At 62.6% G+C, this 23,475-nt stretch carries 20 protein-coding genes and 1 pseudogene; 11 read left to right on the forward strand and 10 right to left on the reverse strand.

What is annotated here, in order from left to right; translation table 11 throughout:
* The first annotated feature begins 284 nt into the window (after positions 1-284).
* Positions 285-554, forward strand: coding sequence for a hypothetical protein (locus tag NKI38_RS03920; RefSeq protein WP_352654957.1), 270 nt, complete (start codon positions 285-287; stop codon positions 552-554).
* 16 nt (positions 555-570) lie between these two features.
* Here the strand turns inward: NKI38_RS03920 and bmt are convergent, their stop codons facing one another.
* Both bmt and NKI38_RS03930 read right to left on the reverse strand, forming a co-directional pair.
* Positions 571-1,593 carry a betaine--homocysteine S-methyltransferase gene (gene bmt / locus NKI38_RS03925; protein WP_352655275.1) on the reverse strand — a complete coding sequence of 341 codons (1,023 nt, stop codon included), beginning with the start codon at positions 1,591-1,593 and terminating at the stop codon, positions 571-573.
* Between the two features lie 168 nt (positions 1,594-1,761).
* Positions 1,762-2,619 carry a helix-turn-helix domain-containing protein gene (locus NKI38_RS03930; RefSeq protein WP_352633090.1) on the reverse strand — a complete coding sequence of 286 codons (858 nt, stop codon included), beginning with the start codon at positions 2,617-2,619 and terminating at the stop codon, positions 1,762-1,764.
* 229 nt (positions 2,620-2,848) lie between these two features.
* Between NKI38_RS03930 and NKI38_RS03935 the strand changes: the two genes are divergently transcribed.
* Positions 2,849-3,859 carry a fatty acid desaturase gene (locus tag NKI38_RS03935; RefSeq protein ID WP_352654959.1) on the forward strand — a complete coding sequence of 337 codons (1,011 nt, stop codon included), beginning with the start codon at positions 2,849-2,851 and terminating at the stop codon, positions 3,857-3,859.
* Positions 3,860-3,950: 91 nt separating this feature from the next.
* Positions 3,951-4,760 (forward strand): phosphate/phosphite/phosphonate ABC transporter substrate-binding protein, encoded by an 810-nt coding sequence (locus NKI38_RS03940; protein WP_352654960.1) that lies wholly within the window; start codon positions 3,951-3,953, stop codon positions 4,758-4,760.
* A 7-nt stretch (positions 4,761-4,767) separates the two neighbouring features.
* Here the strand turns inward: NKI38_RS03940 and NKI38_RS03945 are convergent, their stop codons facing one another.
* The 4 genes from NKI38_RS03945 to NKI38_RS03960 form a co-directional block, all read right to left on the reverse strand.
* Positions 4,768-6,126 carry a M24 family metallopeptidase gene (locus NKI38_RS03945; protein ID WP_352654962.1) on the reverse strand — a complete coding sequence of 453 codons (1,359 nt, stop codon included), beginning with the start codon at positions 6,124-6,126 and terminating at the stop codon, positions 4,768-4,770.
* 9 nt (positions 6,127-6,135) lie between these two features.
* Entirely contained in the window at positions 6,136-8,706 is a 2,571-nt protein-coding gene (locus NKI38_RS03950; RefSeq protein ID WP_352654963.1) for a GcvT family protein, read from the reverse strand.
* Positions 8,703-9,188: an endonuclease domain-containing protein gene (locus NKI38_RS03955; RefSeq protein WP_352654965.1), complete on the reverse strand. Its 486-nt coding sequence runs from the start codon at positions 9,186-9,188 to the stop codon at positions 8,703-8,705. The genes NKI38_RS03950 and NKI38_RS03955 overlap by 4 nt, the downstream gene beginning before the upstream one ends.
* 381 nt (positions 9,189-9,569) lie before the next feature.
* The gene (locus NKI38_RS03960) at positions 9,570-11,147 is read right to left on the reverse strand and encodes a trimethylamine methyltransferase family protein (protein ID WP_352654967.1); all 1,578 of its coding nucleotides are present in this window, start codon (positions 11,145-11,147) and stop codon (positions 9,570-9,572) included.
* A gap of 244 nt (positions 11,148-11,391) precedes the next feature.
* Between NKI38_RS03960 and NKI38_RS03965 the strand changes: the two genes are divergently transcribed.
* The 6 genes from NKI38_RS03965 to NKI38_RS03990 all read left to right on the forward strand — a co-directional run bounded on the left by NKI38_RS03965 (position 11,392) and on the right by NKI38_RS03990 (position 17,921).
* Positions 11,392-11,652 carry a hypothetical protein gene (locus NKI38_RS03965; RefSeq protein WP_502899245.1) on the forward strand — a complete coding sequence of 87 codons (261 nt, stop codon included), beginning with the start codon at positions 11,392-11,394 and terminating at the stop codon, positions 11,650-11,652.
* A gap of 96 nt (positions 11,653-11,748) precedes the next feature.
* Entirely contained in the window at positions 11,749-12,918 is a 1,170-nt protein-coding gene (locus tag NKI38_RS03970) for an MFS transporter (RefSeq protein WP_352654969.1), read from the forward strand.
* A gap of 70 nt (positions 12,919-12,988) precedes the next feature.
* Positions 12,989-15,058: a prolyl oligopeptidase family serine peptidase gene (locus tag NKI38_RS03975; RefSeq protein WP_352654971.1), complete on the forward strand. Its 2,070-nt coding sequence runs from the start codon at positions 12,989-12,991 to the stop codon at positions 15,056-15,058.
* A gap of 248 nt (positions 15,059-15,306) precedes the next feature.
* A complete protein-coding gene (locus NKI38_RS03980; protein ID WP_352654973.1) occupies positions 15,307-16,686 on the forward strand; it encodes an aspartate aminotransferase family protein in 1,380 nt (459 codons plus the stop codon).
* Between the two features lie 142 nt (positions 16,687-16,828).
* The gene (locus NKI38_RS03985; RefSeq protein WP_352654974.1) at positions 16,829-17,194 is read left to right on the forward strand and encodes a hypothetical protein; all 366 of its coding nucleotides are present in this window, start codon (positions 16,829-16,831) and stop codon (positions 17,192-17,194) included.
* Positions 17,195-17,276: 82 nt separating this feature from the next.
* Entirely contained in the window at positions 17,277-17,921 is a 645-nt protein-coding gene (locus NKI38_RS03990; RefSeq protein WP_352654976.1) for a cytochrome c oxidase assembly factor Coa1 family protein, read from the forward strand.
* A 304-nt stretch (positions 17,922-18,225) separates the two neighbouring features.
* Here the strand turns inward: NKI38_RS03990 and mmsB are convergent, their stop codons facing one another.
* From mmsB to NKI38_RS04005, 3 genes and pseudogenes are all read right to left on the reverse strand, one after another.
* Positions 18,226-19,110 carry a 3-hydroxyisobutyrate dehydrogenase gene (gene mmsB / locus NKI38_RS03995; protein ID WP_352654978.1) on the reverse strand — a complete coding sequence of 295 codons (885 nt, stop codon included), beginning with the start codon at positions 19,108-19,110 and terminating at the stop codon, positions 18,226-18,228.
* Positions 19,111-19,195: 85 nt separating this feature from the next.
* A pseudogene (locus NKI38_RS04000) lies at positions 19,196-19,565 on the reverse strand (four helix bundle protein).
* A 29-nt stretch (positions 19,566-19,594) separates the two neighbouring features.
* The gene (locus NKI38_RS04005; protein ID WP_352654980.1) at positions 19,595-20,764 is read right to left on the reverse strand and encodes an isobutyryl-CoA dehydrogenase; all 1,170 of its coding nucleotides are present in this window, start codon (positions 20,762-20,764) and stop codon (positions 19,595-19,597) included.
* Between the two features lie 151 nt (positions 20,765-20,915).
* Here NKI38_RS04005 and NKI38_RS04010 point away from each other — a divergent pair, with 151 nt between their 5' ends.
* Both NKI38_RS04010 and NKI38_RS04015 read left to right on the forward strand, forming a co-directional pair.
* Positions 20,916-21,530 carry a dimethylsulfonioproprionate lyase family protein gene (locus NKI38_RS04010; protein WP_352654982.1) on the forward strand — a complete coding sequence of 205 codons (615 nt, stop codon included), beginning with the start codon at positions 20,916-20,918 and terminating at the stop codon, positions 21,528-21,530.
* The gene (locus NKI38_RS04015; protein ID WP_352654984.1) at positions 21,530-23,002 is read left to right on the forward strand and encodes a cobyric acid synthase; all 1,473 of its coding nucleotides are present in this window, start codon (positions 21,530-21,532) and stop codon (positions 23,000-23,002) included. The genes NKI38_RS04010 and NKI38_RS04015 overlap by 1 nt, the downstream gene beginning before the upstream one ends.
* Positions 23,003-23,025: 23 nt before the next feature.
* Here the strand turns inward: NKI38_RS04015 and NKI38_RS04020 are convergent, their stop codons facing one another.
* Positions 23,026-23,445, reverse strand: a complete 420-nt coding sequence (locus tag NKI38_RS04020; RefSeq protein ID WP_352654986.1) for a VOC family protein — start codon at positions 23,443-23,445, stop codon at positions 23,026-23,028.
* Positions 23,446-23,475: the final 30 nt, after the last annotated feature.

Here is a 23,475-nt window from a genome sequence, read left to right on the forward strand (position 1 = left end):
ACCGACACGCCGCTCACTCGCTACAGCGCTACTAACGGCGCGCTCGTGAGCGGCTTCGCTACCGCCGAGCTACACCACCTGATGGGACACGACCCTCGCGTACTTTGAGTACGCTCCGCTCCGGTTCTCGAAAACCACCATTTTCGGCTCGGCCTGACCTGAATCTCAACAGATCCGAAGCGCGGCGTTAACCTGCACGATCGTTAAATTGCTCGGCATTTCCGGTACCGGATCGCAACCCCCTCCTTGCTACACGGGACAGGTCTACGCTTGAGGAGCCGGAATTGCAGATCAGGACTATCGCCAACTCGACACCTCCGGCACGCGACGCTTCGACGGCTTCATCTGCCCCATCATCCGAATCCAGGCGTATCAGCGACGATGTCGCGCAGGCGCGGCACACCGCCATGTCGGCGCTGACCAACGATCGTTTCCGCATCATGCTGGAGCAGATAACCGACCCGGTTTCATCCGGCGCGCTGATGACGATGCGCGGCGACAATGTGGTCGACTTCAAGTCGGCGCAGTCGAGCTACGCCGACAACAGCGAATAATCGAAAACCGATAAGGTCAAGCCCGGCTGCGGCGGCGCTCGCGGCGGGCTTCGCTGGTCTCGGCGGTGTTTTCCGTCGCCACCTTGTTGCGCATCGGACCGATGCGCTCCACGATCGCGGCAACCGTAGGACGATCCGCCTTGGTGTGCGCGTCGAGCGCCTTGCGCATGGCGGCCAGGTGCTGGAACGAGGTGCCGCAGCAGCCGCCGATAATTTTGGCGCCGCCATCGACGGCGAGCCTGACATAGTCGGCCATCAGTTCGGGCGTGCCAGAATAATGGATCTCGGTACCGCGGAATTCGGGGATGCCGCAATTGCCCTTGACGATCACCGTCGCTTCCGGCTTCGCCTCGGTCATGTCGAGCAGCGAAGCCAGGATGTCGGATGCGCCGACGCCGCAATTGGCACCGACGCCGAGCGGCGCCTGCGACAACCCATCGGTGACGCCGTGGATATCCTTGGGCAGCAGGCCCATCATAGTGCGGCCGGCGGTGTCGAAGGAACCGGTGTAGGTGTAGGGCAGGCCAACACGGATGGCAGCCTCGGCAGCGGCGCGGATCTCGTCGGGAGCCGACATCGTCTCGATCCAAGCGACTTCGGCGCCACCTTCCTTGAGACCCTCGATCTGCTCGGCGAAGGCATCGACCGCCTCGTCATAGGTCATGGCGCCGAGCGGCACCAGCAATTCGCCGGTTGGGCCGACCGAGCCAGCGACGATCACCTTGCGGCCGGCCTTGTCGGCGACGGCACGTGCAAGCTCGGCGGCGCGCTTGTTCAGCGCATGCGCGCGGTCCTGCGCATGGTGCAGCTTCAAGCGGTGACGGGTGCCGCCGAATGAGTTGGTGAGGATGATGTCGGCGCCGGCATCGACGAAATTCTGGTGCAGGCTGGTGATGGTGTCGGGCGCCGTCTCGTTCAGCAGCTCGGGCGCCTCACCGGCCTCAAGCCCCATGGCGAACAGGTTGGTGCCGGTTGCGCCGTCAGCCAGCAGCACGCCCTTTTCAGCCAGCAGGGCATCGATCGGGTTGGTGATCGTCATCGGAATGGCTTTCATATTTTGAATTCGAATAAGGATATAAAGAAGTCTTTATGTGTAGTCAATGATTTGCCGTGATGGTCCAACCAGGTCGGGGCCTTTTCCTCACGGCGCGAATGCAAGTGGCGAGGTCGACGCCAGGTTCCGCCAGACGACCGTGATTGCCAGAGCTCAGACAGTGCTCGATGGAAACGACATGCTGGCCAGTTTGTGGGCGAAGCCTGCCGCCTCGTGCGCATTGATGTCGGCGGCGCGGATCAGATTGTCGAAGTGCTGGATCAGCGTCTGGATCGGCTGGGTGGCGTTGAGCACCAGATACATGTCGCCGACATAGATGGCGGCGCGATAGGGTCCGAAGATGGTGTAGGGGATCGAGTAGCGCATCCGCCCGTCATAGAGAAACAGCCGGAAGGTCGGATAGAGGTCGTCGAGCAGTGTCGCCATGTGCAGCAGCTGGGCGCGGCGGTCGGCTTCCGGGAAACGATCCCAGACACCCAGCCCGCGTGCAAATATCTCCAGCGTGTGGCGTGGCATGCAGACTTCCATGTCGGTTTCCGGCCGCCTGTTGTAATCGATGCGGTATTGCGTTTCGCCGGCCTGCGCCAGGCGGTTCTTGTTGGCGATGCCCGCCTCGTAGTCGACCAGCGCCTCGGTGCGCAGAAGGTCAGGAATGCCGGCCGGCACGTAGCGGATCTTGGTGCCCGCGGCCTCGGCATGCCATTTGGCCAGCAGCGTGCGATCGAAGCCATCGGGTGCCTCCTCGATCTCGAGGCTCTCGCGGATTTCGCCGGTGAGGCCCTCGTCTTGGCTGAGGCCGAGAAGCCAGTCGAGCGACACTTTGAACTCGGCGGCGATATTGAGCAACGTTTCGGCGCGAGGCAGGCGGGTCGAGGCGCCTGACAGCAGCTGCGACAGCGCCGAGCGATCGATGCCGACCGCAGTCGCGAAAGCCGACTGATTGAGATCGGAGCGTGTCAAGAGCATTTTCAGGCGTTCGCGAAAGATGGTCGACAGATCGCGCTTGTCCATATCGGTGCTCCGGTCCGATTGAGGAAAAATTTTCGCCGAAGCGTCTTCGAGCGCTCCCTAAGCGTAAATTAATCCCTAAGTCTGTTTACAATGTATAACATGTGCGGTCAAAAATGCGCAATCGCAACAGTTTGTGCACTTTGTCTCGTTGAGTGGAATCATTTCTCCTGACACAATGCTGTCAGGAACCAATTGGGGTTCCGGCGACTGAGGGACAGTGGTCGATAGCATGACGGGCAAGGGCATCAGGCGACGCAGCGTACCGGCCATCGAGTGGCCGACCGTGGTACTCGCCTTCTTCTGTTACGCAACATGGCTCGCCACCGGTTTCCTGCTCTGGCTATCCTACCCCATCCTCGCGCTCGCCATCCTCGCCTTCACCGCCGCACTGCAATCCTCGATCATGCACGAAGTGCTGCACGGACATCCGACGCGCAACGCGCGGATCAACGAAGCCTTCGTCTTCCTGCCGATCGGCCTGGTCTGGCCGTTCCGCCGCTTCAAGACCATCCATCTGCGCCACCACGCCGACGAGCGGTTGACCGATCCGCTGGACGATCCGGAAAGCTATTACCAGGCGCTGTGGCAGCATGACGAACTGCCGCCGACGATGAAATTCGTGCTCAAGATCAACAACACCATGGCCGGCCGGTTCGTGCTCGGCCCCTGGTTGTCCTGCATCGGTTTCTTTATCGACGACGCCAAGCAGATGATCGCCGGCGACAAGGCGATCCGCAAGGCCTGGCTGCTGCATGCGATCGGCCTTGCCATCGTGGTGCCGATCGTCCAGTTCGGCTTCGGCATCCCGCTGTGGCTCTACATTCTGGTTCCGGTCTGGCTCGGCCAGTCGCTGATTTCGATCCGAACCTTCGCCGAGCATCAATGGTCGGAACACCCGGAAGGCCGCACGGTGATCGTCGAGCGTTCACCGCTGTCTTTTCTGTTCCTCAACAACAATCTGCACTTCGTCCACCACAAGACCCCGACCGTGGCCTGGTACAAGCTGCCCAAGCTGTTTCGTGACCGTCGTGAGGAATGGCTGCGGATGAACAATGGCTATGCCTATCCGAACTATTTCGCACTGATCAAAGCCTATGCGTTCAAGGCGAAAGAGCCGATTGTGCACCCGGTGCTGCGTCGCGCGCCAGAGCCGGGCAGAGCCTTCAAGCCGCGCATCAGGGCGCGCAGCATCAGCGGGCTTGGCAGTGCGCCGGTTCCCGCCGAGCCGCCCAAGGAATAATTCCGGCGTATCCGGGATCCGTGTCGGCCAATTCTGATTGGACGCCGCGTTTTTGCGATCCTTTTTCCAGACATGATGATTGAGTGTCGGCATGAGTGAATTGGTTGCGGCGTTGCCGATGTATGACTGGCCCGAAGTGCGCGGCGAGGTCGATGCGCAATGGGCACGATTGCGCGAGGCCTTTCGGCAAAAGGGTATCGATGCGCCGCAATCCATCGTGCGTCGCAATGGTGAATTGCCGCCGGTGCCGGGCGGAATTCATAATAACGTCCAAGGAGAGCTGATCGCGCCAGATCCTGCAACATTGCCGCCGGATGAACTGGATTTTCCTAGCCTTTGGCTGCACCCGGCGCTGTTGTTTGCGCAGACATGTTGGGGCCCGATGGAATTCGGCCTTTCGAAGCATGTCCAGCTCATAGGACAGCCCAGCTACGACGCTTATGAAGGCGGGAAGGGCGAACTCTATTCGAGCGCCATCATCATGCCAGCGGACGGCGGGATATCCGTACCTTCGCCCACGGACGGCCGGGCCGTCATCCCGATCAATCTGATCCAGGGCAAGCGTTTCACCTTCAACAGTCTCGATTCCATGTCAGGTATCATCGCCTTGTCCCGCGACCTCGACGACTTGGATCCGCTTTCGCAAAGCGATCTGTTTTCGGAAAACCTGCATAGCGGTGGGCATCGCGCTTCGATCGTCGCCGTGGCCGAAGGCAAAGCGGATGTCGCGGCGATCGACTGCGAAAGCTGGGCGCTGGCGCAGCGCTTCGAGCCCGCGGTGCAGGCGGTGAAGGTCGTCGGCTGGACAAGACGGCGCAAAGGTCTGCCGTTCATCACCGCGAAAACGACGCCTGCCGCGATCGTCGCGGTGTTGCGCGAGGCAATCGCCGCGGCGGGCTGATGCCCGATCAGCCGCCGAGCAGCCTCGCATCCAGCTTGTAGGTTGAAAGCTTCTCGTTGGCGGCCTCGGTGATCAGGATCTGCTCCTCGATCTTGACGCCCTCGCGCCCGCCAAGCCTGCCGATATAGCTTTCCACACACAGCACCATTCCGGGTTCCATAACGCCATCGGGCGTATCGGCAGTCCAGTCGCTGGCATGCGGCAAGGTCGGGTATTCATCGGCCAGGCCGACGCCGTGATAGAGCACGCCGTAGCGCGTTGGGAAGCAGTCTCCCGGCGGCACCGCCGAGCGTTCGACGAGGTCGCGGAACGAGATGCCGGGCTGCATCAGCGCTATGTTGTGCGCGATCTGGCCGGCGGCGATGCGGAACAGCTCGCGCTGCTCGTTGGTCGGCGTTGCATCGCCGCACAGCCATGTGCGCGACAGGTCGGCGCAGAAGCCGTAGGGGCCGATCAGGTCGGTGTCGAAGGCAACGAGATCGCCTGATTGAATCTTGCGTGACGAGCATTCCTGGAACCACGGATTGGTGCGCGGGCCTGACGTCAGCAGCCGCGTCTCGATCCATTCGCCGCCGCGGGCGATGTTGCCGCGGTGCAGTTCGGCCCATAGCTCATTCTCGGAAATCCCTGGCTTCAGAGCCTGTTCCATCTCGCCCATCGCCGCCTCGCAGGCGACGATCGCGCGGCGCATGGCAAGGATTTCGTCCGGCGACTTGATCAGCCGCGCATTCTCCATCACCGCCTCGCCATTGCCGATCGAAACACCAAGGCGCGCCAGTTCCTCGACGCCTTCAGGGTTGATATGGTCGACTGCGATGCGGCTGTTGCCGCCGCCATGTTCCCGAACCAGATCGGCGATGTCGGCGGCCCAGCGGCGGACCTTTTGCTCCGTAAGCTCGCCGCTATAGAGGTACATCCATGACACGGCGGGGCGAACCTCGTCGACGATGCCGGAATGGTCGGAGAGGTGTTCGCAGGAGAAATAGTCGAACAGCACCACCGGTCCGTCGGTGGCAACGAAGCAATGCCGCGTCGGATTGTGCGCCACCCACGACTGCATGTTGGTGGAGTCCGTCGCGTAGCGGATGTTCACGGGATCGTAGAGCAGGGCGCCGGCATAGCCGCGGCGCCTCAACTCGGCGCGGATACGCTCCAGCCGGTATTGGCGCATGGCAGGCAGATCGGGAGCCGCAATGCCTGCCGCGGCCCATTCAGCCTCCGCCTGCGCGCCATAGCCCAGCACATGCTGGTTGAGCGCCGCCGCCTTCTGTCGGGAGGCGGCGCGCTGCGCCTCGATCGAGCCCGGCTCGAACGGCATGATCTTGCGATGCCGGCCAAAGCTGCCCTTTGGCCCCGCGCTGTCCATGGTCGAACCTCAGGTCCGCATCTTTTCGCCGCTCGGATCGAAGGGTGCTTCGACATTGATGCGGGCCGGGCGCCGATGTCCGAGGATTTCGATTTCGAACAGGCCCGCGCTTTCGTCCTCGGCAAGAGCCGCCGGCACGTAGCCCTGCGCCATCGACTTCTGGACATAGTGGGCATAACCGCCTGAGGTGACCCAGCCGACCACGCGCCAGTCGCCGTCGACGATGCCGCGCACGGCGGACGCACCTTCGGCAGCCTTGGAGCCGCGTATTTCCTTGCCGCCCTTGTCGAAACGCGGCGCGCCATAGCCATGCGGCTTTTCAACCGTGCCGTAATCCTTGCTGACCTTGGCCCAGATCGGCTCGTCGCCCATGACGTCAGCATCGGCGGCATCGACGACGAAGGAGACGCGGCGCAGTTTCGGTCCTTCCGCCTGTTCCTTGGCGGCTTTCTCGCGGCCGATGAAGTCGTTTTTCTCCAGCTTGATGAAGCGGTCCATCGTCCCTTCGAACGGTCCGTAGATCGGCCGCAACTCGCGGAACCAGGTCGGAAAATTCTTTTCCAGGCGCATGGAGAGCAGAGCGCGCATACCGAAATCGACGATGCCGAATTCCTCGCCGGCGTCCTTGATCGCCTGGTAGACCAGGCGCTCATAGGCTGGCGCCATCCAGATCTCGTAGCCAAGATCGCCGGTGTAGGTGATGCGGTTGACCAGGCACGGCGCGCCGCCGACCGCCATCTCGCGGAAATCCATGAAGCGGAAGGCTTTGGTCGAGATGTCGACATCGACGAGCTTCTGCAGCAAGTCGCGGGATTTCGGTCCGGCGATCGACAGACCGACGAGTGTCTGGTCGAAGCGGTGGATACGCACCGAACCATCCTTCGGCAGATGCTTCTCGAACCAGCGCATGTGGTATTTCTGCGCGGCCGACGAACCCCAGATCATGAAGCGGTCTTCTGCTGCCTTGGCGATGGTGAAGTCGCCGATCAGCTTGCCGAATTCGTTGAGCATCGGCGTCAGCACGATGCGGCCGGTCTTCGGCATGCGGTTGGTCATCAGCCGGTTGAGGAAATCCTCCGCCGCCGGTCCCGACACTTCGTATTTGGCGAAGTTGGCGATCTCGGTGACGCCGACGCGCTCACGCGTGGCGCGCACTTCCTCGCCGATCGGCCCAAAATCGTTGGAGCGATGGAAGGAGACGATATCCCTGGGTTCCTTGCCTTTCGGTGCGAACCACAGCGGCGTTTCAAGACCCCAGGAGTCACCCATGACGGCGTTGTTGGCCAGCATGGTGTCGTAGAGCGGCGTCGTCTGCGCCGGGCGCGCGGCCGGCAGTTCCTCATTGGGGAAGCGGATGGAGAAGCGGCGCGAATAGTTTTCGCGCACCTTGGCGTTGGTGTAGCGCAGGCCGGCCCATTCGCCGAAACGGGTGACATCCATGCCCCAGACGTCGAAGCCGGGATCGCCATGCACCATCCAGTTCGATAGCGCCAAGCCGACACCGCCGCCCTGGCTGAAGCCGGCCATGACCGCACAGGCGCACCAGAAATTGGTCAGGCCCTGCACCGGACCGACCAGCGGGTTGCCGTCGAGCGCGAAGGTGAAAGGGCCGTTGATGATCTGCTTGATGCCGGCCTTCTCGATGCCGGGGAAATGCTTGAAGCCAATCTCCAGCGACGGGGCGATGCGGTCGAGGTCCGGCGGCAGCAGTTCATGGCCGAAATCCCACGGCGTGTTGACCGGCGACCACGGCTTGCAGGCCTTCTCATACGTGCCGAGCAGGATACCGTTGCGCTCCTGACGGGTGTAGATCTCGCCCTTGAAGTCGAGCACGCCGATCATCTCGCGGCCGGTCGATTTGTTGAATTCCTCGACCTCCGGCATCGGCTCGGTTAGGAGATACATGTGCTCCATGGCCAGCACCGGCAGTTCGACGCCGACCATGCGGCCGATCTCGCGCGCCCACAGGCCACCGCAATTGACGACATGCTCGGCCTTCACCGTGCCCTGTTCGGTGACGACGTTCCAGGTGCCGTCGACCTCCTGCGTCAGCTCAACGACGCGGTTGCGCAGCACGATCTCGGCGCCGAGTTTCTTGGCCGCCTTGGAATAGGCGATCGTCGTTCCGGACGGATCGAGATGGCCTTCGACCGGATCCCACATGGCGCCGACGAAATTGGTCTCGTCCATCAGCGGGAACATCGCCTTGGCTTCGGACGGGGTGATCAGTTCGGTGTCCATGCCGAGATAGCGTCCCTTGGCGTGGGCAAGGCGCAGGAAATCCATGCGCTCGGGCGTATCGGCCAACATCACGCCGCCGGTCAGGTGCAGCGAGCAGGACTGGCCGGAAATTTCCTCGATCTCCTTGTAGAGCTGCACCGTGTAGGCCTGCAGCTTGGCGACGTTGGGGTCACCGTTCAGCGTATGGAAGCCACCGGCCGCGTGCCAGGACGAGCCGGAGGTAAGCTCCGAGCGCTCGATCAGCATGATGTCGGTCCAGCCGGCCTTGGCCAGATGGTAGAGAACCGAGCAGCCCACGACGCCGCCGCCGATCACAACCGCTTTTACATGAGATTTCATCTAGATAGGTCCGTTTTTGAAGGGAATGAATCGATTGGGAGCGGCGTGAAAACAAAGCGGAGGTCGGAGACAGCGATGTCTTCCGCTAGCTTGCCATCAAGCGCGGCAAGGATGGTTTCACAGACGGAAGTACGATGTTGCAGGACGTCATGGCTCCAAAGGCGCAGGATCGAGTAGCCTTGGGTACGCATGAAATCGTCGCGGCGGCGGTCATATGAACTGCCGGCGTGCTGGTGTCCGTCGACTTCAACGACAAGCCATTTTTCGCGGCAAGCGAAGTCTGCAAAAAAACGGCCGATGGAGAACTGACGCGTGAAGCGATAGCCGCCAAGCTTGCGTGCCTTGAGTTCAAGCCAAAGCAATGCTTCCGCCTGATTGCCGGCTTGCCGGAGATTCCGCGCTCGCTGAGTTGTGCCTGTTTTTCTGCGACTGCGGGTTTGACCAGCGGCTTCCCCCACTCCGTCGCCGCTTCGCGGCGCCACCTCTCCCCCCTCCGGAGGGAGAGGAAGGGAGCCAGCCTGTATAAGCTCGCGCCTTTCCTCTACCCCGTCGATCGGGGGAGAGGTGTCGAGCGTAGCGCGACGGAGTGGGGGTCGACCGTTCATCAGATCCGCCTGATTGCCCGATTGCCGCAGATTAGGCGCTCGCTGCGTTGTCCCCGTTTTGCGGCGGCTGCGCGTTTCGTGAAGGGCTCCCCCACTCCGTCGCCGCTTCGCGGCGCCACCTCTCCCCCCCTCCGGAGGGAGAGGAAAGGAGCCGGCTGTGGAAAGTTCGCGCCCTTCCTCTACCCCGTCGATCGGGGGAGAGGTGACGAGCGTAGCTCGACGGAGTGGGGGTCGACCGTTCATCAACAACACAGACGATCAAAAATCGGTCGGCGCGCCGCCCTCGGACCGGCGCTTGGCGACGAAGGCGTTGAGTTCCTCGCGGACGGCCGGGTCCATGTAAGGCTCTTCGTAGGACGCGAGCCGTTCCTTCCAGACTTTGTTGGCCTTTTCGAGCGCCGTCGGCGAGCCGGCTTCCGCCCAGGTCTCGTAATTGCGCCAGTCGGACAGGATCGGCGAGTAGAAGGCGGTCTTGTAGCGGTCCTGCGTGTGCTGGGTGCCGAAGAAATGGCCGCCTGGACCGACCGACTGGATGGCGTCGAAGCCGAGTGCCTCGTCGGAAAGGTCGAGCGGGGTCAGGAATTCAGCCACCATCTGCAACAGGTCGATGTCGAGAATGGTCTTCTCGTAGGAGCAGCGCAGGCCGCCCTCGAGCCAGCCTGCGGCATGCATCATGAGATTGCCGCCGCCCTGGATGGCACCCCACAGCGAGAACACGCTTTCATAAGCCGCCTGGGCGTCGACCGTGTTGGCGGCGCAGGTGTTGGAGGTGCGGTAGGGTATGTTGTAGCGGCGGGCAAGCTGGCCGCCGACGAGCTGGGCCTTCATGTATTCCGGCGTGCCGAAGGCCGGTGAACCGGACTTCATGTCGACATTGGAGGTGAAGCCGCCATAGCCGACGGGCGCGCCCTTGCGCACCATCTGGGCGAAGGCGATGCCGGATAGTGCCTCGGCGTTCTGCTGCACCAGCGCGCCGGCGATGGTGACCGGCGCCATGGCACCCGATAGGGTAAACGGCGTGACGACCACGACCTGGCCCTTGCTCGACATCTGGATGATGCCTTCCATCATCGGCACATCGAGCTTGAGCGGCGAATTGGTGTTGATGATGGTGAAAACGGACGGCTCTTCGAGCAGCTGCTCGTGGCTGATGCCGCGCGCGATCCTGGCGATCTCGATGCCGTCGACATTGCGCTCCTTGCCGAGCGAATAGATGTGGAACACCTTGTCGGTGAGCACGCTGAGATCGCGGATGCATTCGAGATGGCGGACGGATGGATGGATATCGGTCGGCTCGACCGGATAGCCGCCCGTGCAGTTCAGGATATTGTGCATCTGCGCGAGCTTGAGGAAATTGCGGTAGTCCTGCTGATTGCCAGGCCGGCGGCCACGATCGATGTCGGAGCAATTGGGCGCCGACGCCATCATCGAGATGATCACATTGTTGCCGCCAAAGCGCACATTGTGCGCGGGGTTGCGGGCATGGATGGTGAACTCCGACGGGCAATGCGACACCAGTTCCAGGATCATGTCGCTGTCGAAGCGCACCCGCTCGCTGCCATCGCGCACGTCGGCGCCATGCGCTTTCATGATGCGGCGGGCTTCGTCATGCAGCACGTCGACGCCGATTTCCCGCAGCACGCGCAACGAAGCGAGGTGGATCGATTCCAGCTCGTCGTCGGAGACCAGCCTGGTCGGCGTCAGCGGGTTTTTCAGCTGGCGGAAAGCCGGCTGCTCGAACGCGGCCGAGCCGCCGGCGCGCTTTCCGGCGCGGCCACCGCGACGGGCGCGATCGGTGGCCAATGCCGGTTCTGCTGGTTGTAGGGCGGCGGTCATGGTGGTCCTCGTACGATGCGATAGCGGGCGGCATAATGGACCGGCGGCTGTCCAGCCATTGCGGAGGCGGCGACCACTAGGGCGAGGGAAGCGACATACCGGAACGGCAGTTGCGCGGCCCCGATTGCATTGCCCCGTTGGCGCAAGCGGATTTCGCTGGCCGGCCCTTCCTTTCCCCGGATCGAGCCGGTAGCTAGTCGGGCTTGCCGGCCGGATGGCCAGCACATTTCACACGGATGACGGCATGGTCGCGACCGACTCGAGCGAAGGCGAAGCGGCAACGCAGTGGGCAGCTCTTGCCGGCATCACCGCGGCACTTGCCATGTTCGGCGCGGCGCAAGGGTTGAGTTCGCCGCTGTTCACGCTTCTGATGCAGAAGCAAGGCATGTCGCCGGCGCTGATCGGCCTGTCGGCGGCGATGATGCCGCTCGGCCTGATCCTGTCGGCTTCGTTTGTGCCGGCGGCAGTGCGGCTGGTCGGTGCGCGCGTGCGCCGCGCTTCCTGACAGGCATTGTCTGGAGCAAAGCGGTTTTCGCCCTCCGGGGGCTTACCACCACGTGCCTCAATCGATAATCCTACAACCCCGATAGCGGTGCGCACAATGAACCTGGCGGAATCGAACGACGAGACGATGCAGTGGGCGGCGATCACCGGCGTGATCGCGACCGTCTCGGTGTTCGCCATCGCGCAGGGGCTGTCCTATCCGCTGCTGAGCTTCATCCTGCAGCGTCAGGGCGTTTCGCCGGCGATGATCGGCCTGTCGGCGGCAATGACGCCGATCGGCTTCATCGTGTCGTCGCCACTGATCCCGGCGCTGGCCCGCCGGTTCGGGGCAGGGCGCACGGCGCTCATTTGTGCCGCGCTTTCGGCGGTTGTGCTGGCGCTTATCGGCTGGACGCAGAATGTCTATCTCTGGTTTCCACTGCGCTTCCTGATCGGCGTCGTCACCAATCCGCTTTACGTGCTAAGCGAGATCTGGGTGATCGCTCTGGCGCCGCCGCCGCGACGCGGTCGCGTCATGGGCGTTTACTCGACGATCATCTCGGCCGGTTTCGCGGCCGGGCCGCTTTGCCTGCTTGCCGTCGGCACGGAGGGCTGGCCCCCATTCCTCGTCGGCATTTTTGCCTTCGTGCTGTGCGGCATCTGTCTGGCCTCGGTGCTGCCCCGCTTGCCCAAGGTCGACGAGACCGGGCATCAGGTTTCGGTGCTTGGCTTCGTGCCGCTGGCCTGGCTGCTTTTGTTTGCCGTCATCGTGGCTGCCGGCTTCGAACAGGGCGCGCTGGCCTTGCTGCCGGTCTACGGCATCCATCACGGCATCGCCGAGACCCGCATGTCTGCGCTGCTGTCGGTGATGATCGCCGGCAACATCGCCATGCAGGTGCCGCTCGGACTGCTGGCGGAAAGGCTTTCCGCGCGCCTGGTGCGGCTTGCCTGTGTTTCCTTGACGGTGCTCGGTTGCGTGCTTCTGCCGCTGCTCATCGAGACATCGCTGATCTGGCCGATGATCTTTGTCTGGGGTGCGGTTTCCTACGGCATCTACACGATGTCGATCATCGAGCTCGGCGAACGCTTCACCGGTTCCACACTGGTCGCCGGCAATGCCGCATTCTCCTTGATGTGGGGCGTCGGCGGCATCGCCGTGCCGCCGCTGGCGGGCGGCGCCATGGATATTTTGGGCGCCGGCGGGCTGCCGTTCACCCTCGGCCTGATGTGCCTGGCGCTGGCGATCGCGAGCCTGGCTGGCCGGCGGAAAGCCTCAATCGTGCGCTGAACGTATTGAATATCGGACATGGCATATCGATGTTGGCAGTGCCAAAAGCGACGCGTTTATCGGAGACCTCATGACCAAGCCCATCCAAAAACCAAGATCCGCCACCGAGACCAACGATCCCTTCCTCTGGCTGGAGGACAGGACAGCCACGCAGTCGCTCGACTGGGTGCATCGCCAGAACGAGGTCACGGTTGGCGAGCTGCAGGGTGATCCATCCTATCAGGCGTCGTTCCAGACCGCGCTCGACCTGATGACGGCCGAGGACAACATCGCGGTCGGCGCCGCACTCAAAGGCCATGTCTACAATTTTTGGCAGGACAAGACCAATGTGCTCGGCCTCTGGCGCCGCACGACGGTCGCGTCCTACAAGACCGAGAAGCCCGACTGGGAAACGATCATCGACTTCGACCAGCTTGCGGCGAAGGAGGGGATCAAATGGGTGTTCAGCGGCGCCAGCCGGCTCTATCCGGACTTCAGTCGCTGCCTTGTCTCGATGTCGCCCGATGGCGGGGACGCCAGCGAGATGCGCGAGTTCGACATCGAAACCAAATCCTTTGTAGAAGATGGGTTTCGCGCGCCCGCATCCAAGTCGGGTTTCAGCTGGCTGGACAAGGACATGGTCATCGTTTCGGCGGCCTTCGAGGAAGCCGACAAGACTGAGTCCGGTTATCCACGCGTGGTCAAGCTCTGGAAGCGCGGCACGAAGCTCGAAGACGCGACACCGATCTTCGAGGCGCAGAAAGAGGATCTGGCCGTTGGCGCAGCTGTCGAGTTCGACGGCGACAAGCGCTATTTGATCCTGGCCCGGACGCTGAATTTCTTCGCTTCGCACATCTTCCTCCGGCTGCCTTCCGGTGAAAACAGACGTCTGCCTTTGCCGGACGACATGACCGACACCGCGATCTTCAGGGATCAGCTCGTCTTCGGCTTGCGCAGCCCGTGGACGGCGCCCGACGGCACGTTGTGCAAGCCTGACGGCCTCTATTCGCTGGATCTGGCGCACTGGGTCAAGACCGACGCGCTCGGCCCGGTGGTGACTTTGTTCGAGCCGGCGTATCGCGTTTCCATCGCCGGCATTGCCCGCACGCAGGACCGGCTGTTCATCAACCTGATGGACAATGTGCGCGGCAAGGTCGTCGTCTGCGAGCGGACCGATCGAGGCTGGTCGCTGAAACCGGTCGCGTTGCCCGAAAACGGCAATGTCGGCATCAGCCATGCCGAACAGTTCGGCTCGAGCGTTTCCTTCTCCTTCACCGATTTCCTGACGCCGAGCTCGATCATCTGGTCGGACGACAATGGCGAGACGCTGGCCACCGTGAAATCGCAGCCGGCGCGTTTCGATGCCTCGCCGCTGATCTCGGAACAGTTCGAGGCGCGCTCGAAGGACGGCACGATGATCCCCTATTTCGTCGTCAGGCGGCGCGACCAGAAAGGTCCGGTGCCGACGCTGCTCTATGGCTATGGGGGCTTCGAAGTGCCGTTGCTGCCTGGCTATGCCGGCGTGCGCGGCAGGCTGTGGCTGGAGAAGGGCAACGCCTATGTGCAGGCCTGCATCCGCGGCGGCGGCGAGTTCGGCCCGGCCTGGCATCAGGCAGCGCTCAAGGGCAATCGTCAGAATGGCTTCGACGATTTCGCCGCGGTTGCGCAGGATGTCGTTCGACGTGGGATTGCGACAGCAGCCTCGCTCGGCATCCAGGGCGGCTCGAATGGCGGCTTGCTGACCGGCGTTTCCTTGACGCAGCGCCCCGAGCTTTTCGGTGCCGTCATCATCGAGGTGCCGCTCCTCGACATGCTGCGCTACACCGAATTGCCGCCCGGTGCCTCCTGGATGGCCGAGTATGGCGACCCGTCGAAACCGGAAGACGCGAAGTGGCTTTCCGCCTATTCGCCCTACCAGCATGTCGATGCCGGTGCCGCCTATCCGCCGGTTCTGCTGACCACCTCGACCGCCGATGACCGGGTCCATCCCGGCCATGCGCGCAAGATGGCCGCGCGTCTGCAGGAAGCCGGTCATGCCAAGACGATGTTCTTCGAGGAGACAGAAGGCGGTCATGGCGGCCGCGGCGACCGCCGGCCGCAGGCGGCGCAGACCGCGATGAAATATGTGTTTCTACAAAGGGCGTTGAGCGGCGAAGCCTGACCTCTTTCCATGGCGCCGCCTGAGCAAAGGAGTGGTTCACCTCGACCGCCCTTTGCTCTAAGGTGTCTGCCATGGCTCTCGCTAGGCTATCAGCTCGTGCATTCCGGATCGCGGTGACACCGTCATCGCGCACGCTGCGCGCCGAGCTTTTGCGGCTGTGCGCCCGCATCGGTTATTCGCCACCTGCTTGCCTCTGATGCATTCGCCCCGGCTTGGGCCGGATAGAATCCAGAGGAAAGATCACATCCATGACCTATCAGAATTATTCGCTGAAGCAGCTTCAGCAGATCGATGCCGCGCATCATCTCCATCCGTTCACCGATCACAAGGAACTGCGCGAGGCCGGCTCGCGCATCATCACCCACGCCAACGGACCATTCATCTACGATTCCGAAGGGGCTGAAATCCTTGACGGCATGGCCGGGCTGTGGTGCGTCAACGTCGGCTATGGGCGTGACGAGCTGGCCGAGGCCGCCTATGTCCAGATGAAGGAATTGCCTTACTACAACTCCTTCTTCAAATGCTCGACGCCGACGCCCGTGCTGCTGTCCAAGAAGCTGGCGGAAATCGCACCGAAGAACGTCAGCCAGGTGTTCTACGGCTCCTCCGGCTCGGAAGCCAACGACACGGCGCTGCGCCTTGTCCGCCACTATTGGGTGCTGGAAGGCAGGCCGGAGAAGAACCGCATCATTTCGCGCAAGATGGCCTATCACGGCTCGACCGTTGCCGGCACCTCGCTCGGCGGCATGGATCCCATGCACAAGCAGCTCGGCGGCGCCGTGCCCAACATCGTCCATGTCATGATGCCCTATGCCTATGAGCTGGCGTTGCCTGGCGAGAGCGATCATGATTTCGGCCTGCGCGCGGCAAAGGCCGTCGAGGATGCGATCCTCGAAGCCGGCGCCGACAAGGTTGCTGCCTTCATCGGCGAACCGGTCATGGGAGCGGGCGGCGTGAAGATACCACCGGCCAGCTACTGGCCGGAGGTCCAGCGCATCTGCCGCAAATACGATGTCCTTCTGATGCTGGACGAGGTCATAACCGGCTATGGCCGCACCGGCGAGTGGTTCGCCGCGCAGACGCTCGGCATCGAGCCGGACACGATCACCACGGCCAAGGCGCTGACCTCGGGCTATCAGCCGCTGTCGGCATTGCTGGTCGGCGACCGTATCGCCTCGACGCTGGTCGAGAAGGGCGGCGAGTTCAATCACGGCTACACCTATTCCGGTCACCCGGTGGCCTGCGCCGTGGCGCTGAAGAACCTCGAGATCATCGAGCGGGAAGGGCTGGTCGACCGCGTCCGGAACGATACCGGTCCCTATTTCGCAAAGGCGTTGCAGGAGTGCGTTGCCGGGCATGATCTCGTCGGCGAGGTGCGTTCGATCGGGCTGATGGGGGCGATCGAGATCGTCAAGGACAAGGCGACCAAGGAGCGCTTCCTGCCGGCGGGAAGTGCGGCGGTGACCGTGCGCGACTATGCGATCGCGAACGGCATGATGCTGCGAGCCACCGGCGACACGATGATCCTGTCGCCGCCGCTGATCTGGACCCGCGATACGATCGATATGGCTTGCGACCGTATCTCGAAGGCGCTGGATCTGGCGCAAGCCGATCTGCGCAAGCGGTAGGGCTCGAGCCCCGACCGGGCGTTCCTCGGCGGGAGCGCCCGGCCTCGACAACTTGATCAAGCGATAAGGGAACGTATTTCCATCCCCAGCGCGTAATGTGTGGGGCAACGGCTGATTCGGCCGCGACAAGGGGTTTGTTTTCATGAGAAAGACCGGCAACAGCCGACGGACGCAAGACGCGGCCAGCATCGGCGGTGACCTGATGCTGGCGCCTCTGGTGGCGATGATGCGGCTGCCGTTGATGGCGATGGACGCCGGCAGCAGCCAGCCATGGAGCACGGAGACGGCGCGTGCGGTGAACGAGAAGACCGTCGCGATGGCCGAAGGCGCGTTCGCGGCGCAAATGTCTTTCCTGCAGTCGGCATCGCGGTTCTGGCCGGAGATATATTCCGGTCGCACCCCGTCTCTGTTCAACGGCGTTGCGGCGGAACGCTCGATCAGCGCCGCGCTGAAGCCGGCGAGCCGTGCCGTGAAGGCGAACTTTCGCCGGCTGTCCGACAAGACCTGACTGACGTTGCAGAACTTTGATTTTGCGCATCAAGCAACGCATGCGCTAGAACCAGCCGGTACAGTTACCGATGGGGGACACGATGGCCGGACAACCGCTCAACCAGCCGGCTGAAATTCCAGCCGAACTCGACCGCTGGAACTGGGGCGCCTTCTTCCTCAACTGGATCTGGGGCATCGGCAACAGCACGTTCATCGCGCTGCTGGCGCTGATCCCATTGGTCAACATCATCATGATCATCGTGCTGGGCGCGCGCGGCAGTCGCTGGGCATGGCGGAACCGCGCCTGGCGCGACGCGGAACAGTTTCGCAAGACGCAACGCAACTGGGCAATCGCCGGCCTTGTCGTGTGGGTGGTCGGGATCGGCGGCTGTGCGACGATGGTCGGCAGCATCCCCTACGTCCTGAAAGGCAGCGATGCCTATCACATGACGATGGACAGGCTCCGCGCCGACGACCGCGTCAAGGCCGCCCTCGGTGATGATGTGACCGACAGTTTCTGGGTCGGCGGGCATCTTAATGTGAATGCGAATGGGGCTGGTGACGCCCAGTTCAGCATTCCGGTCCACGGCGCCAAGGGCAAGGGCACCGCCTACTCAACCGCTGTCCGCACCGCCGGCATGTGGGGCCTGCGCCTGCTGGTCGTCAGGCTGGAGGGAGCCGATGCACCGATCGTGCTGATCAACGAAGATCATGTCCCGATCCCGAATGCGGCAATCGGAATATAAAACCAGACTGGCGCGGATAAACCGGCGGAAACGCAAAAACCGCGCTCCATCGGGAACGCGGCTTTGCCAGATACGCATGGCGCTTCGCTACTCGAACACTTTGCGAAACCTACAGGCACTTGTCGAAACTTACGGGCTCCGGTACGCGAGACCTGATCCGGAGCGCCGGGCGGATGCGATATGTCCGCCTCGAAATCCGTTTTATAGGGACATCGTTACCGCAGAGTTATCGAGAGCTTAAGCAAATCTAAATTTACATTCTTTCGGCAGAAAGAAGTCGGAAAAAGCGTGCCAAATCCGTTGGTTACGCTAAGTTACCGCGCAGAAAATTAATTATGCCGGAGAAATCGGCGCCGCCATGTCCCTGGGCGTTGAACAAGGCATATAGCTGGGCTGCCTCGGCGCCAAGCGGCGTCACCGCGCCGGCGCTTTGCGCGGCTTCCTGGGACAATTTCAGGTCTTTCAGCATCAGTGCGGCTGCAAATCCTGGGTTGTAGTCCCTGTTGGCGGGCGAAGTCGGCACCGGGCCGGGCACCGGGCAATAGGTGGTCAGGGACCAGCATTGCCCCGACGAGGTCGAGGCGACGTCGAACAGTGCTTGGTGCGAGAGGCCGAGCTTTTCCGCCAGAACGAAGGCTTCGGCGACACCGATCATCGAGATGCCGAGGATCATGTTGTTGCAGATCTTTGCCGCCTGGCCGGCGCCGTCGCCGCCGCAATGGACGATGCGGCCGGCCATCGGCTTGAGGACCGGCTCGGCGGCGGCGAAGGCATCGCCGGCGCCTCCGGCCATGAAGGTCAGCGTGCCGGCCGCGGCACCCCCGGTGCCGCCCGAGACGGGCGCATCGATGGACAGCAGGCCGTGTTTGGCGGCAATGGCGTGCGCCTTGCGCGCCGATTCGACGTCGATGGTCGAGGAATCGATAAACAACGCGCCCTTTTTCGCCTTGGGCGCGATGTCCTCATAGACCGACAGCACGTGCTTTCCGGCCGGCAGCATGGTGATCACCACATCGGCATCTTTCACCGCGGCCGGTGCGTTGGCCATGATAAGGACGCCATGCTCGCGTGCGACGGTAAGGTTCTCCGGCATCAGGTCAAAGCCGTGCACGGCATGCCCCGCCTTGACCAGGTTGGCAGCCATTGGATTGCCCATGTTCCCGAGGCCGATGAAGGCGATGGTGGTCATCGTGGTGCTCCGTGATTTGGCTAGGCAGTAGGCAGTAGGCAGTAGGCAGTAGGCAGTAGGCAGTAGGCAGTAGGCAGTAGGGGGTCTATTCGGGTGCAAGTTTGAAAATAAGTTGGCGAAGCATTTTGCCGATGCCCTCGGTCGATGTCAGCAACTGATCAGCTTGATCATGCGTGGCAAGGCCAATGCGTTCGGCGATCTGGAGGTGTGTCTCGAACTCCTTCAACGAGCCCTGGGCAATCCTGAGAAATTGCTGATATGAGCCTCTGTTGTCTCGGCCATAGCCTTCCGCGATGTTTGCAGGAATAGAGTTTGCAGAGCGGCGGATTTGGCTGGTCAGCCCATACAATTTCCTCTTTTGGCCATGCCTTGGTCAAGGAATAGGTGGCGACAGCCAGGTCCATCCCGTGCTGCCACACGATAAGATCCTTGTATGAATTGATCTTGCCGGTCATCTCACTGCCTACTGCCTACTGCCTACTGCCTACTGCCTACCAATCAGCGCGCGCGCGATGATGACGCGCATGATCTCGTTGGTGCCTTCGAGGATCTGGTGCACGCGCAAATCCCGCACCAGCTTCTCGATGCCGTAATCGTGCAGGTAGCCGTAACCGCCGAGCAGTTGCAGCGCATCGTTGGCGACATTGAAGCCGGTGTCGGTGACGAAGCGCTTGGCCATCGCCGACCATTTGCCGGCATCCGGCGCCTTGCGGTCGAGCTTCGAGGCGGCGGCATAAAGGAAGATACGTGCCGCCTGCAGCTCGGTCTCCATGTCGGCCAGCCTGAACTGCAAGGCCTGGAACTGGTTGATTTTCGAGCCGAAGGCCTTGCGCTCGGCGGTGTAGGAAAGTGCCTTGTCGAGCGCCGACTGCGCGCCGCCCAGCGAACAGGCGGCAATGTTCAGCCGGCCGCCATCGAGTCCGGCCATGGCGATGCCGAAGCCCGCACCTTCGCCCGACAGCAGGTTTTCCGCCGGCACCTTGCAATCCTCGAAGATGACCTGGCGGGTCGACTGCATGTGCCAGCCCATCTTGTGCTCGTTGGCGCCGAAGGAGAGGCCAGGTGCATCTTTCGGCACGACGATGGTGGAAATGCCTTTCGGCCCATCGATGCCGGTTCGCACCATGACGGCGTAGACATCGCTGTCGCCTGCGCCCGAGATGAACTGCTTGGTGCCGTTGAGGACATAGTCGCCACCGCTCTTGACCGCACGTGTCTTGAGCGCCGCGGCATCGGAACCGGAACCGGGTTCGGTCAGGCAATAGCTCGCAAGCCATTCCATCGAAGTGAGTTTCGGCAGGAAGCGGTGGCGTTGCTCTTCATTGCCGAAGCGGTCGATCATCGAGGCCACCATGTTGTGGATCGAGATGAAGGACGAAAAGGCCGGATCGGCGTGCGACAGCGCCTCGAAGATCAGCACCGCATCAAGCCTGCCAAGTGCTGAACCGCCGACATCGTCCCTGATATAGATGCCGCCGAGGCCAAGCGGACCGGTTTCGCGGATCACATCGGCAGGAAAGTGTTTCCGGCGGTCCCAGTCGAGCGCATTCGGCGCGACGCGGTCGGCGGCGAAGGCCTGCGCCATCTCCTGGATGGCGCGCTGCTCCTCATTGAGTTCGAACTGGCTGGTGCTCGCATCGACCGCGGCGTCCATGGCGTGCTCCCTGATATCTTCGACCTGTTGGCCTGTCGTTTTTGGCTTTGCGCGCGCACCAATCTAGACCAATGATGCCGCCGCGCAACCCGACCCTATCAACCGGCCATTTGGGGAGCGGCTGTGCATCAATGGGTGTCCGGAGCACGATGTGACGACAAGATTCGATGATCTGCTGGGGCGGTTCCACGCCTATCTCGCTTCTGTGGATAACGCCCTGGTGCGTGACGCCGTGTTGCGGATCAATTGGGAGATGCCAGCCCGTATGCTGGAGCCGCATCCGCTCGCCTGCCTGCGTCATCTCGATCGCGCCGCCGAACTGGCGCCTCCGGATGCCAAGCCGCTGGTTCAACTGCTTGCCGAGCGTCGGAACGACTTCCGCTGGGGGCAGACCTATGGAGAGGCGGATTTCGGAAAAGAGTTCATCGACGATTACGGCTGGCTGGAAGTGTTCGGCACTCGAGGCCACTTCGCCAATGACGAGGCTGCCGCCGGCTTGCTGATCCTTGGGCCCGATATCGTCTATCCCGACCATCATCACCTTGCCGAGGAAATCTACATTCCGCTGACCGGCGGCACCGAATGGCGCATGGGCGAGAGCGGCTTTTGCGTGCGTACCGCCGGCGAGGTCGTCCACCACGCTTCCAACGTCAATCACGCCATGCGCACCGGCAAAGACCCATTGCTGGCGCTCTACATCTGGCGCGGCGGGCCGCTGGCGCAGAAATCCGAAATCACCGGAACCGTGGCACAGGGCAGGGGCTGATGGCCAAAGCGATCATGCTGCAAGGCACCGGTTCGGATGTCGGCAAGACGGTGCTGGTCGCCGGCCTCTGCCGCGCGGCAAAAAAGCGTGGGTTGAAGGTACGGCCATTCAAGCCGCAGAATATGTCGAACAATGCCGCCGTTGCCGATATCCCCGGCGATAAAGCCGGCGGCGGCGAGATCGGCCGCGCGCAATGGCTGCAGGCGATCGCTTGCGGTGTCGCGCCATCGGTCCACATGAACCCGGTGCTGCTCAAGCCGCAGACCGATGTCGGCGCCCAGGTCATCGTGCAGGGCAAGGTGTTCGGCGAAGCGCGGGCGCACGACTACCAGGCGATGAAGGGCCGACTGATGGACGCCGTGCTGGACTCCTGGGGCAAGGTCGGCGAGGGCGCCGATCTGGTCATCGTCGAGGGCGCCGGCTCGCCGGCCGAGATCAATCTTCGCAGCCGCGACATCGCCAATATGGGCTTTGCCACGCGCGCCGACGTGCCGGTGGTGCTGGTCGGCGACATCGATCGCGGCGGCGTCATCGCTTCGGTTGCCGGTACGCATCTGATCCTGCCGGAAGAGGACCGGCGCATGATCGTCGGCTATCTCATCAACAAGTTCCGCGGCGATGTTTCGCTGTTCGATGACGGCATCAGGTCGATCGAAAAATTCACGGGATGGCGCTGTTTCGGCGTCGTGCCGTGGCTGAAGGCAGCGGCACGCCTGCCTTCGGAGGATTCGGTGGTGCTGGAACGGCTGGCGTCCGGCGAAGCGCGCGCGTTGAAAGTCGCCGTGCCGATGCTTGGCCGCATCGCCAATTTCGACGATCTCGACCCGCTCAAGGCCGAGCCGCAGGTCGAGGTGGTGTTCGTGCCGCCGGGAAGACCGCTGCCTGCCGATGCTGGGCTGGTGGTCATTCCAGGCTCGAAGTCGACGATCGGCGATCTCCTGAAGTTCCGCGAAAACGGCTGGGATCGCGACCTTCTCGCGCACGCCAAGCGCGGCGGCCATGTCGTCGGCATCTGCGGCGGCTTCCAGATGCTCGGCCGTATCGTGCGCGATCCCGACGGCATCGAAGGCAGCGTCACCGAGGCCGAAGGCCTCGGCCTGCTCGACGTCGAAACGGTGATGGAACCAGAGAAGACGGTGCGCAACGTCAGCGCCCGTTCGGTCCTGTTCGACCTGCCGCTCGAGGGCTACGAGATCCATCTCGGCCGCACCACCGGACCGGATACGCTGCGGCCGTCCGCAGTTATCAATGGCATCGATGACGGGGCAGTCTCGGCCGATGGCAAGGTGATCGGCACCTATATGCACGGGCTGTTTGGTGCCGACGACTTTCGTGGAAAATTCCTCGAAAGCCTCGGCATCAAGGGCGGCGGCATCGACTATCGGGCCGAGGTCGAGCGGGCCTTGGACGAGGTCGCAGCCGAGCTGGAGACCCATCTCGACTGCGACGCGATCTTTGCGCTGGCGCGGTAGTTCGCAGCACACCTCAGGTTGACTCAGGCCTTTTCGCCTGCCTTCGGCCAGTAGGTGCCGAACGACCAGACATTGCCTTCCGGGTCGCGGCAGATGAATTCGCGGCTGCCATAGTCGCGGTTCGTCAATTCCTGGATGATCGTGGAGCCGGCCTTCCTGGCCTTCGCATAGGCGGCATCGGCGTCGTCGACGGCGATGTAGATAGACTTGCCGCCGCCTGAGCCGGGTTCGCCGACCATCTTGCCGTAGTCGTCGTCGCGCACCGTGCCGAGCATGATCATCGAGGAGCCGAAGACCAGTTCGGCATGGTGCACGACATCGCCTTCGCCATAACGTGCCTGGACGCTGAAGCCAAAGGCCTCGCATAGCCAGTCGATCATTTTCGCCGCGTCCTTGTAGCGCAAAGCGGGGTAGAGCCGCGGCGCTTCACTGGTGGTGGGCATGGGAGCTCCTTCAGTTGGGTTGGTCGATGC

Source organism: Mesorhizobium sp. M0621 (assembly GCF_040320745.1).
Taxonomy (GTDB): domain Bacteria; phylum Pseudomonadota; class Alphaproteobacteria; order Rhizobiales; family Rhizobiaceae; genus Mesorhizobium.